11 protein-coding genes are annotated in these 12,874 nt (G+C 71.4%); 7 read left to right on the top strand and 4 right to left on the bottom strand.

Annotated features, from left to right (window positions below):
• Positions 1-378 precede the first annotated feature (378 nt).
• Positions 379-1,653, bottom strand: coding sequence for a right-handed parallel beta-helix repeat-containing protein (locus tag ACIA5F_RS10665; RefSeq protein ID WP_399351394.1), 1,275 nt, complete (start codon positions 1,651-1,653; stop codon positions 379-381).
• A gap of 489 nt (positions 1,654-2,142) precedes the next feature.
• Between ACIA5F_RS10665 and ACIA5F_RS10660 the strand changes: the two genes are divergently transcribed.
• The 7 genes from ACIA5F_RS10660 to ACIA5F_RS10630 all read left to right on the top strand — a co-directional run bounded on the left by ACIA5F_RS10660 (position 2,143) and on the right by ACIA5F_RS10630 (position 9,256).
• Positions 2,143-3,444 carry a hypothetical protein gene (locus ACIA5F_RS10660; protein ID WP_399351392.1) on the top strand — a complete coding sequence of 434 codons (1,302 nt, stop codon included), beginning with the start codon at positions 2,143-2,145 and terminating at the stop codon, positions 3,442-3,444.
• Positions 3,445-3,528: 84 nt separating this feature from the next.
• Complete coding sequence (locus ACIA5F_RS10655) at positions 3,529-4,512, top strand: SDR family oxidoreductase (protein ID WP_399351390.1); 984 nt, start codon at positions 3,529-3,531, stop codon at positions 4,510-4,512.
• Positions 4,513-4,622: 110 nt separating this feature from the next.
• Positions 4,623-5,291: an HtaA domain-containing protein gene (locus ACIA5F_RS10650; RefSeq protein ID WP_399351388.1), complete on the top strand. Its 669-nt coding sequence runs from the start codon at positions 4,623-4,625 to the stop codon at positions 5,289-5,291.
• A 182-nt stretch (positions 5,292-5,473) separates the two neighbouring features.
• Positions 5,474-5,836, top strand: coding sequence for a hypothetical protein (locus ACIA5F_RS10645; protein ID WP_399351386.1), 363 nt, complete (start codon positions 5,474-5,476; stop codon positions 5,834-5,836).
• An 87-nt stretch (positions 5,837-5,923) separates the two neighbouring features.
• Positions 5,924-6,079 carry a hypothetical protein gene (locus tag ACIA5F_RS10640; protein ID WP_399351384.1) on the top strand — a complete coding sequence of 52 codons (156 nt, stop codon included), beginning with the start codon at positions 5,924-5,926 and terminating at the stop codon, positions 6,077-6,079.
• A 160-nt stretch (positions 6,080-6,239) separates the two neighbouring features.
• Positions 6,240-6,725, top strand: coding sequence for a hypothetical protein (locus ACIA5F_RS10635; RefSeq protein ID WP_399351382.1), 486 nt, complete (start codon positions 6,240-6,242; stop codon positions 6,723-6,725).
• A gap of 464 nt (positions 6,726-7,189) precedes the next feature.
• Positions 7,190-9,256, top strand: coding sequence for an alkyl/aryl-sulfatase (locus ACIA5F_RS10630; RefSeq protein WP_399351380.1), 2,067 nt, complete (start codon positions 7,190-7,192; stop codon positions 9,254-9,256).
• Positions 9,257-9,320: 64 nt separating this feature from the next.
• Here ACIA5F_RS10630 and ACIA5F_RS10625 read toward each other — a convergent pair whose 3' ends face one another.
• Genes ACIA5F_RS10625 through ACIA5F_RS10615 form a run of 3 tightly spaced genes read right to left on the bottom strand, consistent with a single transcriptional unit; the run spans position 9,321 to position 12,528 of the window.
• Positions 9,321-10,787: a pyridine nucleotide-disulfide oxidoreductase gene (locus ACIA5F_RS10625; protein ID WP_399351378.1), complete on the bottom strand. Its 1,467-nt coding sequence runs from the start codon at positions 10,785-10,787 to the stop codon at positions 9,321-9,323.
• Positions 10,784-11,986 carry an MAB_1171c family putative transporter gene (locus ACIA5F_RS10620; protein ID WP_399351376.1) on the bottom strand — a complete coding sequence of 401 codons (1,203 nt, stop codon included), beginning with the start codon at positions 11,984-11,986 and terminating at the stop codon, positions 10,784-10,786. The genes ACIA5F_RS10625 and ACIA5F_RS10620 overlap by 4 nt, the downstream gene beginning before the upstream one ends.
• Positions 11,983-12,528, bottom strand: coding sequence for a toxin-antitoxin system, toxin component (locus ACIA5F_RS10615; protein ID WP_399351750.1), 546 nt, complete (start codon positions 12,526-12,528; stop codon positions 11,983-11,985). Before ACIA5F_RS10615 ends, ACIA5F_RS10620 begins: the two co-directional genes overlap by 4 nt.
• Positions 12,529-12,874: the final 346 nt, after the last annotated feature.

Below are 12,874 nucleotides of genomic sequence, written 5' to 3'. Positions count from 1 at the left end.
GGTCCTTTGCGGCGGGGCCTCGACGGACGGTACGGCCGCCCTCCTCCGGCAGCCGGCCGGCCCTGCCCGACGCGTACGGGAGCATGGTCCGTAGCGTTCGGCAGGGCCGGCCGGGCCCCAGCTGACCGCACCGCGAGGGCGCGCCGCCACAGGCCGGGGACCGGCTGTGGCATCCGGGTGATTCATTCCCCTGATCGAGTCATGGGCCAGAACTCCGCGGTCACCGCGGTCACCGCGGCCTCTATGGCCTCTGCGGCGGAACGGTCCGACCGGCCCGGCTCCGCACCCCGTCCGGACGCGGTCGCGAAGGCGACCGCGCCCCGGGCCGCGACGGCCGTACCCGGCAGCCGGGCGGCCCCCGCCGCTTCCTCGGTCGCGTCAGGGAGTACAGACGACGCGCATGCACTGGGCGGCCTGGGCGTTGTTGCCGGCCTGGTTGCCTCCGCCGTCGACGTTGCCCGGGTCGACGAAGATGCCCCAGCTCTTGTTGTCGCGGGCGGTGTTGCCCTGGAGGGTGTGAGCGGCCTTCGAGACGAAGATGCCATCGCCCTTGTTGGCGTTGGTGGTGTTGCGGACCAGGTGGTTGCCGGTCCCGGGTGCCGCGTCGCCGACGATGTGGATGCCCCCCGAGCCGTTGTGGTTGGCCTGGTTGAGCTGCAGGTTGTTGTTGAGCGAGAGCCCCAGGGTGATCCCGTGTCCGGTGGTGTTGCTCGCGATGTTGGACTGGATCAGGTTGTTGTTGGAGGAGCTCAGCTCGATGCCGCCGGTGTTCCTGCTGACGTCGTTGCCGGTGACCGTGGTGCCGTGGGCCCCCTGGAGGACGATTCCGCTGTCACCGTTGCCATGGAGGGTGTTGGACAGCAACCGGTTCCCGGTGGAATCGGCGACGATCATTCCGGCATCCGCGCTCTGGGTGGACGAGTTGCTCTGGACGAGGTTGTCGTTCGAGCCGAGCCGCAGGGTGATCGCGGCGTCGCGACTGCTGCCGACGGTGTTGGCCAGCAGGGTGTTGCCGCTGGAGCCCTCCAGGGCCAGGCCGACGCCTCCGCTGCCGGTGATCCGATTCCCTTCGAGACGGTTGTTGGCGGATTTCTGGACGGAGACGCCCTGGCCCTGGTTGTTGGTGATCGTGTTGTCGAAGATCACGTTGTGACCCGATCCACCGGTGATCGTGACGGCGCTGTGCGCCTGCCGCTCGATGAGGTTGTTGCGCACCTGGTTGTTGGTGTGGGTGCTGTTGAGTTCGACGCCGGAGAATTCGTTGTTCTGGATGGCGAGTTTCTCGATGATGTTGCCTGAGGTGCCGGGGTTGAGCCGTACTCCGTAGTCGAATTGCTGTACACGGGCGGGAATGGTGTTGCTGTTGGTGATGGTGATGTTCCCGAACCCGTTGTTGCGGATGCCGACACCCAGGCCGACGCCGTCAACGGTGTGTCCGTTGAGGTTGATGGTGATGCCGCCGCTGCCGACGACCAGACCGTCGCCGGGGCAGTTGAGCAGATCGGCAGTGAGAACGACGCTGGTCGTGACGGTCTGACCGCAGGAGAGCTGCACGGCGTGTGCCGCAGAAACGGGCGTCAACACGCTGAACAGCGTGGCCGCTCCCACCGCTGCGAACCACCTTGAGGAGAGCGTCCTGGAAAGGCGGATCATGTCGAGACTCCTTCTGTCATGGAGTTGCTCACCAGCCTCGCGGGCCAGGTGTGGACCCTTGAGGATTGCGGCGGCACAGATGTCCCGCCTCCCGCACAGGGTCAAGCGAAAACCTTCCGAAGGCTATGAGGCGGCAAAGAATGGCCTAAGCCCGGAGGAAGGTTGACTGAATTGTCGGCGCGGCTGCTGCGACCGTCCGCAAATATTTCTTATGTATTTCATCAGATTTGCTATGGATGGAAGATCGAACAAGGCTCAGGCAACCGGTTCATTCCGGATGAGACCGGAGGAGAGCGGTCAGGCAGGGCCGGGATCAGTGTCCAAACACGACCGGGACTCGTTGCCCGGTGGCACACCCGTCGCACACCGGCCGTCGGACATCGACTGCCGGACGCCGGACGCCGGACGCCGGACGCCGTTCGTCGGGCTCAGGCCACCGGAGCGCGGACGACGCCGGTCGCGTGCGGCGGACACCCGGAGGGGAGCGCGATGAGCGCGATGAGCGAGCACATCGGTCGGACGGAACCAGCGGGCGGCGCGGCCGGGTTCACCACCGTCCAGGACCGCGGCATGCTCGAATGGGCCCGCAGACGCCCGGCGGACGGCTTCGTCATCGGGCTGGCACTGCGGCTGCGGGGCCCCAGGCCCACGCCCGAGCGGCTCGCCGCACTGGTCACGGCCCGTCTGCCCCTGGTGCCCGCACTGGCGGAACACCTGGACGGCCCCGTCCGCGAGGAGTCCTGGCTCCGGGCGGGCGACTTCGACGCCGCCCGCCACGTGCACCGCCACGTGCACCGTCCCGACCATCGCCTCGACCACGACAGGGCCGGGGACCACCGGGTCCAGGCCGCCCTGGAGACGATGGCCAACCAGCCGGTGCCGGAGAACCTGCCCCGCTGGGGGCTGTGGCTCCTCGACACCGAGCACCGTGACACCGGGCACCGTGACACCGGGCACCACGACACGTACTGGCTCGTCTACCGGGTGCACCACGCGGCCCAGGACGGCGCGGCGGCCGGGCACACCGTCAGGCGCCTGCTCGACGCACGCACCCCCGCCCCCGCGCCCCGTGCCCCGCACCGCCCGGACCGCCCGGACTCTGCGCACCGCCCGGGCCCGGGGCGGTGGGCCGTCGCCCCCGCCCACGCCCCCGCGCCCACCGACGGCAGGCTGCTCGCCACCGCCGAGGTTCCCGCAGACGCGCTGCGCGCCGTCTCCCGGGCCTCCGGTGCCTCACTCAACGACGTCTACCTCGCCGCGCTGGCCGGCGCCCTGCGCGCCTGGCTGCCACCCGCCGGACGCGACCGGCCCGTCCCGGTCCGCGTCCCCTTCAGCGTCCGCCTGCGCTCCGAGCGCCAGGACCGCGGCAATCGCTTCGGCTACGCCCGGGTGCTCCTGCCCGTCGACGAACCCCACGCCGCAGGGCGGCTGTCGCGTGTCGCCGAGCAGACCCGGAGCTGGCCCAGGGACCGCAACCGGCGCATCCTCGACGCCCTGCCCGACGCGATGCTGACCCCGCACGTCTCGGCCTTCCTCAGCCCCGGGGACGCCCTCGCGACCGCCACCCTGTTGCAGATCCCCGGCCCCCTGGCCCTGGACGGGTCCCCGGTCACCGGTGGCGTCGCGCTGCCCCCGCTCGTCGGCGGCTACCTGTTCTCCACCGTCCTCTTCCTCCACGGCGCACGCGCCACGGCCTCCTTCACCGCCGAGAGCCGGCACGAGCACGTACGGGACCTGCCGCGCCTGTGGGAGAAGGAGCTGACGGCGCTCACCGACGCCACCCGCGCCTGAGCCCCTCCCCGGCCCGCCCCCTCCCGTCTCCTGACCCCTTCCCTTCTCTTCCCTTTCCCGTCACCTTCCCGCTGCGAGGCACCCATGTCTTCCCCGCGCCCCACCGTCCTGCTCACCGGTTCCACCGGCGTCGTCGGGGCCGCCCTCCTGCCCGCCCTCGCCGCCCGCTACGAGGTCATCGCCCTCGTACACCGCCGCCGGCCCGGTGGCGGGGTCACCTGTGTGGAAGGCGACCTCACCGTCGAGTCACTGGGGCTGGAGGACGGCCCGCGGCGCGAGCTGGCGGAGCGCGTCGACGTCATCGTGCACTGCGCCGCCCTCACCGACTTCGCCCCCGCCGACCTGACGGCCTTCGACGACGTCAACGCCGAGGGAACCCGCCGCGTCCTGCGGCTCGCCGAAGAGGCGGACGCCCCCGTGGTGCTGCTGTCCTCCGCCGCCGCCGCCATGGACGTGACGGAGGACGACCTCGCCGCACGCGGCCTGCGTGCCTACGGCCGGTCCAAGCGGCGGGCCGAAGAAGTGGCCGCCGCCAGCGGCCTGCGCGTCGCCGTCGTCCGCACGGCCCTCATCTTCGCCGCCCGTGACGCGCCCGCCCCGCCCGCCCGGCAGTTCCCCCACACGTTCCTCGACGCACTGCTGCGCGGGCGCACAGGAGGGGTGCCCGTCGAACCCGACCGCTGGTGCGACGTCATCCCGATGGAGACCCTCGTCGACTACCTGACCGCCCTGACCGCGGCCCAACTGCGCGGTGACACCGGCGCGCCCGGCCTCCACTGGGTCACCGCCGGTCCGGCCCGCCTGACCGCCGCGGACATGGCGCGGGCCTGCGTCAAGGTCCTCACCGAAGCAGGCCGCCCGCCCACGGAACCCCTGCTCTCCGCGCCCGCCGTCGCCCGCGCCCGGAGCCACGGCATGGCCCGCCTGGCGCAGATCGGATTCCAGCCCCCGCAGCAGGCCCCCCTGCCCTGCGACCTGGAACGTCTCCTGCCGGCCCAGCTGACCCGCGCCACCGTGCTGGAAGCCCTCGAACACAACGTCAGGCAGTGCGCACCACGGGCCCGGTGAACCGTTGCCACACGGTGCGCGTCCGGCACAAAAGGGGTGACGGGAGATCATACGGGTGATCACGGGTGGGTGCGGCGCTTCCTCCCGGGGCTCCCGTCGTTACCGGTGGCGTGAAAATCCTCAGCACCGAGATCCCCCGTCCCGTGAAGATCTCCGGCCCCGTGAAGGTCCTCCACTCCAAGAAGCGCGTGGCCGTGCTCGCCCTGGCGGTGACGGCGACCCTGGCCGTCACCGCCGTCCAGGCCGGAGCCGTCAAGGCCGACCTGCCCCTGCGCGGGACCGGCACCGTCTGCCTGACGCGAGAAGCGGTGAACACCCTGGCGGTCCAGAAGGTGACGCTCGAAGCCACGGGCGCGGCGACGGCCTCGGGGAACTGCGTCACCTTCCCCGGCTCGGGCACCCTCGCACCCGACCTCACCGGCGGTGAACTCCCCCTCCAGGGCGGCCTGCGCTTCTCCGGCGGCGGACACCGTCTCGACCTGACCGGCCTCGTCGTCCACATCCGCATCGGCGAGGGCCGCACCAGCGCGGACGTCTCCCAGGACGGCGCACCCGCGAAGAACACGGACCTCCTGCGCTACCCCGTCTCCCTCAGCCGCGTCTCCTTCACCCCCACCAGCGTGAACACCAAGGACATTCCGCTGACCCTCACCACCCCGGGCGGAGCAGCCTTCACCCAGGCCTTCGGCGCCACCCCCGTACCGACCGGCACCCCCCTGTTCACCTTCGCCGGCCAGGCGAGGATCACCAACCCCTTCGCCCCCCTCCCCAGCCCCTGACCCCCGCCCGAGCGGCGGTGACGCCGTGGGCCCCGAACGGGGATCGCGTAGCGCTTTGTGGTGAATCCCGGTCAACGGCTGCCGTGGGCCGGGCCCGCCGGTGGTTGGATCGCCCCGCGTCCGTCTGCGAGGTGCGGCAGACGATCAGCATCCGAGGACGGACCGATCGAAGGAGCTGGGCGATGACCCCACAGCCGAGTGGGCCGTTCCCGACCCGGTCAGCGGACACCGTCGAGTGGGACGAGGGTCCCCAGAGCATCGCGGAGCTGAAGTCCGCGCTGGCTCCCTGGCCCGACCTGCTGAAGGAATTCATCACCGCTCTGGAGGCCGCGCCGTTCCACAGCGAAGGCGATGAACCTCTCCGCAAAGTGCGCGGTGTCATCAGCGCCTACCGGGTCGAATGGATGGCGAAGGTCCATCCGGAGATCCTCCAGGCCGTCGCCGACTCCGAGGACGGGCTCGACGACGGTGTCCCGCTGGACGTGGTCATGGCCGACTACGACCCGGTGACGTTCGAGCACCGGGACGGAGGCGACCGGGCATGACATACAAAGTCATCCTCAATCCGCAGGCACGACGAGCCATGGCCGGCCTCTCGCCGCAACGCCGTCCATGAAGCCATGTGGGGGCCGTTGTCCCAGCGGCCCCTGGCTGTGGGGACGCCGGAGGGGAAAGGTACGGACGCACTGCGCAAGCTGGCGTTGGAGTCGGCGGGAGTGACCATCGGGTACCGGGTCGTCGCCGACCGGGTGGAGGTCCGGGTCGTCTGGCTCATCGGCCACCCCTGAGCGGCGGTGCCCAGGGGCTGTCCGGTGGGTGGTCGGGGCCGGGGGCGGCGTACTGCGGTTGGTTCTTCGTTCGTCCGGGAGGTGGAGGCTGCGCGAATCCGGCCCCGCAGGTGTTCCGGGGGCCGTACGGTGCCAGAAAAACCTCCGGGAGGGACGGAACGTGGACAAGGAAATGCGCCGGCGCCTGATCGCTGAAGCCACGGCCGAGCGGGAGCGGTTGCTGCCGCGGCGGGAGGAGGCGACACAGACGACGATCGCGTTGATGAGGCAGAGCACCGGGCAGTCCCCGGATCTGGTGCCGTACCTGAACGTGGCGTACATCCAGGCCGTCAAGCGCGTCTACGGCGAGGACGGGGTCCTGGCGTTCGCCCTGTCGCTGGCGAACTGGGCGGTGGCGGCTCTCGACGACGTGGCACGGTACACCGACCGCACGCCGGAACAGGTCATCGACCGGTACGAGACCTCGATCATGGAAGTCAGGCAGGCGCAGGCCGAGGAGGACGAGCAGGAGAAGAAAGCCAAGGAGGCGAAGGAGGCTGAGGAGGCGAAGGAGGCAGAGAAGGGCAAGAAGGACGAGGAGGGCAAGAAGGACGAGGAGGGCAAGAAGGACGAGGAGGGTAGGGAGGACGAGCGGGAGAGCTCCTGATCCGGCTCCGTGCCGGGCTCCATGTCCGGCTCCCCCTCCCCCACCTCCCCAGGGGCACACCGGGCCCGGGCACCCCGGTGTCCGGGCCGTGCGCGTCGACGGCTCCCGTGCCGGAACCGGCCGACCGTCACACCGTCGGCCCGTCCCGTAAACCTTGGTGAACGGCCCGTCCAGGGCCGGACGGGCAGCGGTTTCCGCGGCTGCCGGGGAGTGCGCGGCCCTTGTGACTCCTGAGGTTCGAAACCTTGGTCTGCCGGGATGTCCGATAGTGACCCCGGCCCATGGCGATCGGCGAAGGCCCCCTTGCCGGGGGGTGGGGTGCGCCGTAGCTTCGGTGCGGCGCATCGGCCCGCCGCCCGCCCGGCACGGACACACCTCCCCGCTCCCGCGTGGTTCAGGCATGTGCTCCGGCCCACGCGGTGTACCGGCGCTCCCCGCCCCAGCATGTCGAGAGGAAACGCTTCATGCCCGATTCCGGCACCGCTCCCACCCCCGTCCCGCCCCAGGACGCGACCCGTCTGACCGAGGAGCTGTACGCCAAGGTCCAGGCGAGCCTGCCGAAGGACGACACCGAGTACGACCTGGCGAAGCAGGGGCTGATCGAGGAGCTGCCCTGGGACTTCTCCGTGGACGGGCCGCCCGGGGAGCCGGCCGCGTGGGACCTCGCCCCGTACCGCTTCCTGACCGTGCTGGGACCGGAACCGAAGACGGTCAACCCGAGCCTGTGGCAGAACGCCCGCCACAACATGAACGTCGGGCTGTACGAGGTGGTGCCGGACGCGGTCTACCAGGTGCGCGGCATGGACATCTCCAACATCACCTTCATGGAGAGCCCGGACCAGGCCTCCCAGGAGATCGCCGTCCTCGACCCCCTGATCAGCGAGGAGTGCGCGGCGGCGGCCCTCGCCCTGTACCGCAAGCACCGCAACCGGCAGGGCCAGGAACCACGGACCGTCAAGGCCGTGATCTTCAGCCATTCGCACACCGACCACTACGGCGGTGTCCGGGGCCTGTTCGACGGCGGGGCCCCGGACCCGGCCGACGGGGTGGCCGTCATCGCCCCGGACGGTTTCCTGGAGCACGCCGTCAGCGAGAACGTGTACGCGGGCAACGCGATGAGCCGCCGCGCGACCTTCATGTACGGGTCGCTGCTGCCGAAGTCGGCCAACCACCAGGTGGACGCGGGCCTGGGCAAGACGATGTCGTCCGGGACGACCGGCCTGCTCGCCCCGACCCGTACCGTCGTCCAGTCGTCCACGGGCTCGGACACGGACATCGTGGCCGGTCAGGTGGTGACGTTCGCCGGAATCCGCTTCCAGTTCCAGCTCACGCCCGGCACCGAGGCCCCGGCCGAGATGAACTTCTACCTGCCGGACCACCACTCCCTCTGCATGGCGGAGAACGCCACCCCCACCCTGCACAACCTCTACAGCCTGCGCGGCGCCCAGGTCCGGGACGCCAAGGCGTGGTCGAACTACCTCAACGAGGCCGTGGACCTCTTCGGGGCCGAGGCCACCTCCCTGTTCGCCAGCCACTTCTGGCCCCGCTGGAAGACCAGCGAGGAGGCGGACGAGATCGTCGGCTTCCTCACCAAGCAGGCGGACCTGTACCGCTTCCTGCACGACCAGACGCTCCGGCTCGCCAACCACGGCCGCACGATCACCGAGATCGCCGAGGACCTCGACGACTCCCTCCCCGAGAGCCTGTCGGGCGAGTGGTTCAACCGTGGCTACTACGGCACCACCAACCACGACATCAAGGCCGTCTACCAGCGCTACCTGGGCTGGTTCGACGGCAACGCCGCCCACCTGCACGGCCTCCCGCCGGAGAAGGCGGGCCCCCGCTACGTCGAGGCGATCGGCGGCGCGGACAAGGTCGTCGCCCTGGCGCGGAGCGCGTACGACAACGCCACCTCGGCGGAGGACTACCGGTGGGCCGCCGAACTCCTCAGCCACGCGGTCTTCGCGGACCCCGCCGACACCGCCGCCCGGCAGCTGGAGGCCGACGTCCTGGAGCAGCTCGGCTACCAGGCGGAGAGCGGGCCCTGGCGGAACTTCTACATCGCCGGAGCCCAGGAACTCCGCGACCGGCCCGTGTCCGGCGAACCGGCCGGCCTGCCCGCACCGGAGATCATCACGGACGACGTGATCGCCGCCATGCCCCAGGACATGGTCTTCGACTACCTCGGCATCCGCCTCAACGGCATCGAGGCCGCGGACCACCCGCTGACCGTCAACCTCACCCTCACCGACCCCCTCGCCGGTGACCCGGCGCGGTGCACCGTCCAGCTCCGCAACGGCGTCCTCGTCTACAGCACACCGGACACACCGCCCACCACCGCCGACGCCGCGTACACCCTCACCCGGACCGGCCTCAACCAGCTCGCCCTGGCCGCGGACGTCCCCGCCGAGGTGAGCGCACTCGTGGACAGCGGCGACCTGACCGTCGACAGCGGAACCATCGACCCCGTCACCACTCTGGCCGGGCTCCTGGACACCTTCGACTTCTGGTTCGCCCTCACCACTCCCTGACCCCCCTGAACCACCACAGGCCCGGTCCCCGCCCTCACCGGTTCCGGGGGCCGGGCCGGGGGTGTCACAGACCTGCGGCGACGAGTTCGTCGAAGGTCAGCGGCGGGCCCTGCAACGGGCGGCGCAGCGGGCCGGCGACCGCGGCGGCGATGATCGAGGGCGTCACCAGTGACTCGGGGCGGCGTTGCAACGTCATCACGTCGGTCACCCGGCGGGCGACGTGCCCGTTGCCGGTGGAGGTGAGGATGAGCCGGCCGACGAACCCGGCCATGGCCCTCTCCACCCGGCTGGGCTCCCGCGCGGTGGCCCCGGCGTAGAAGATGTCCTGCCCGGTGGCCAGGTTCCAGGCCGCCGTGACCGGACGGGCCCCCGCCTTCTGGACGCGCCGGGCCAGCCCCGGACTTCCCCAGCCGTGCCGGGCGACCACCTCGTGCAGGGTGACGGCGGACTTCGCGGCCACCGACATGCCGTGGCCGTAGACGGGGTTGTAGGTGGCCACCGCGTCCCCGAGGACGACGAAGCCGTCCGGCCAGTCCGGGACCTTCTCGAAGTAGCGCCGCCGGTTGGCCGTGCTACGGGTGACACTGACGTCGGTCAGCGGTTCGGCACGGGCGAGGAGTTCCCCGATGATGGGGTGGCGCAACTGCCGGGCGAACGCCTCGAACTGGCCGGCGTCCTTGGACGGTTCGCCGCCCCGGGTGCCGGACAGGCTCACGAGCCAGCGGCCTCCCTCTATGGGCAGCAGCGTCCCGGACCGCCCCGGCCCGTCCGCCCGCGCGTCGGCCTGGACACTGACGACGGGGAAGGCGGTACGGGCCTTCTCCGGTGCCCGGTAGACACGGCTGGCGTAGGCGAGGCCGGAGTTCACCTCGTGCTGCACGGGCGGGCTGACACCCAGCCGGGCGAGCCACTGGGTGGCTTTCGAGCCCCGGCCGGTGGCGTCCACGACGATGTCCGCGGAGAGGACGGACAGAACGGACCGATCGGACCGATCGGACCGATCGGATGGATCGGACGACACCGACCGGTCGGCGGCCGTGCGTATGCGGGCTCCCGTGACCCGGCCGGCCCGCCCTTCGAGACCGAGCACCTCGGCCCGCTGGAGCAGGGTGACGCGCGGCCGGGACAGGACGCTCTCGCGGACGGTCCAGTCGAGGAGGTCCCGGCTGGCCAGCACCATGTAGTGCGACTCGTGCCAGCGCCGGAACCAGCCGTGCGGAGAGAGGGCGACCATGCCGGTCGGCAGGGCCGTACGGTGCGCGCCGCGCTCCAGGAGCCGCCGCAGCGTGCCGGGAACCAGCTCCTCGATGGCCTCCATGCCCCCGGACCACAACAGGTGGGCGTGGCGGGCCTGCGGAGACCCCCTGCGGGGTGCGGCCGAGTCGGGAAACCCGTCCCGGTCCACGATCGTGACGTCGGCGTGGGCGGACAGCGCCGCCGCCGCGAGCATCCCGGCGAGCCCGCCGCCGAGGACCACGGCCCGCGGGGCGGGCGGGCCGGCACCGACGGCGGGGGCGGCGGTTGCGTTCATGGGCGGACACTCTCTTCCGGGACGGGCACGCGCCGCAGAAGGGCCGCGACGGCGGCCGGTCTCTTCAGCGCTGCCGAGATGGACCCGATGTCGCGCATGCCGTCGCCGAGCGGTCCGAACGGCTCGAACGGCCCTCCCCGGCCGGAATCCGGCCGGGGAGCGCCCCGCTTGGCGGCGACCGCCGCCAGGACCGCGACCGCGCCCGCGAGGGCCAGGGCGTCCGCCGGGGAACTGCCGGTGCGTAACGCGTCCGCCTCGGCCCGCCGCCGCAACTCCTCGTCGAGGAAGGGGGCCAGGTGCAGCATGCCGTCCCGGATGAAGGTCTCCCGGTGGACCAGGAGCAGGTCCTTGGGGACGAACGGCCGCAGCTTGACCGTCGCGGTGGGCGGGACGACGCCGTGGAGCGCCCGGGCGAGAGGGGCGAGCCGCCGGTAGCTGCGGCAGGTGGCGCGCACCTCCTGGAAGCGCTGCCCGACATGGGGAAGGATGAAACCGATGCTGATCAGCAGCGCCGAGCCGCAGGCGACGGGCGGCGCCACATGGGTGCTGAGCCAGTCCAGGTCGTTCCCGGTCCACCGGGCGACGACGGCGGCGAACTTCACGCAGTCGTAACAGATGTTGAGCAGGTAGCCGGTGCCCAGGAAGAACAGCCCGCTGCGCAGCCAGCCCTCGACCCGCCGCTTCCAGCTCCAGATGAGGCAGGAGGTCACGACACACGCGATCAGGTGCGCGAGCAGGTACAGGACGATGACCTCGCGCATGTACGGGGCGTTCGCGTAGTAGGTGTCCAGGTCCCGCAGCCGCTCGGTGGGCACGTCCGCGAGGGCGAACAGCAGCCACAGGACGACGATGACACCGGTGTAGAGGCCGATCACCCACCGGACCGAGCGGCGGATGGCGGCGGCCGGGCCCCCGCGCCAGATGAGGATGAGCACCAGGCACGACGCGCAGAACGCGGTGAGCAGGGTGTAGACCCACGGGGCGGAGAAGTTGGCCACCCCGGTGAGGTCGTTGACCTTGGCGATCGTCGGGGGCGCGGCGAAGACGAAGACGCAGCACGCCAGGACGAGGAGTCCTCCCACGGCCCTGACGAAGGGGTCGCGCCAGAAGTGGATGATGCTGGGCAGCCTGATGACGAACGCGATCGTCAGGCACAGGGCGCCCGCGGCGAACGCGAGGTTGATCCCGGTGGGCGTCATCCGCCCTGCATCCCACCGCGACGGTAGCTGAGGGACGCCTCGATGCGGCCCTCGACCTCCGTGCGGCTGGCCGGAGTACGGTGCCCGGGCAGCCACGTACGGAACCTGCTGCCGAGCAGGAGACCGAACTCCTCCGCCTCGCTCTCGTGGCCGTCCTCGAAGTGGGTGCGGGCGGCGACGGCGGTGAACGCCTCGGCCCAGCCGGCCTCCGCGCCGGGCAGGGCGCGGGCCGCGACGGCGGCGCCGGGGAGGTGGTGACCGCAGTGACCGGCCTCCATGTGCCACAGCTCGTGGCCGAGGATGACCAGCTTGTGGCCGGGCTCGGTGTTCTCCTCGACGACCACCAGGTCGGCGTCCTGCTTCGCGAGCCACATCCCGGTCACCCCGATCTCCGGCGGTATCGCGACGACCTTGAGCAGGACGGGCCTGCCGCGCCGCTCGGCCATCGCCTCGCACAGGGCGGGGCCGAGCGCGGTGACATCGGCCGGGACGGTGAGCTTCCCGGCGACCGAGGAAGTGAGCGCGGCCATCAGCCTGCGCATGTCCCGCCGACGGCGCAGGTCGTCGAAGACGCTCACCCGGTCCTCCCTGAACTGGTGGTGGCCGATCCGTGGTTGTGGAGCCGACGATACGTTCTCACCTGTGTCACGACCACGGCGGAGAACGGCCATCGCGGGGCCGGGAACGTTCGCCGACGGCGGGACCACCCCCCGTCCGAGGCCGGCGGGGGAGCGGCGGCGGGAGGCGATGAGGAGCAGTGGGGGGAGGCAGTGGGGGAGGTAGCGGGGGAGGTAGCGGGGGGTAGCGCACGGTTTCTCCCCCGCGCCCGCAGGGTCGCGCGGCAGGTTCCGGCGGAAAGTACCTCTGCGGGCGATGAGTTCCGGCGAT

The sequence above is a fragment of the Streptomyces sp. NPDC051567 genome, from assembly GCF_044454165.1.
GTDB lineage: Bacteria > Actinomycetota > Actinomycetes > Streptomycetales > Streptomycetaceae > Streptomyces.
The sequence above is the reverse complement of the archived record's forward strand: the minus strand, read 5'-3'. Positions and strand labels throughout refer to the sequence as shown.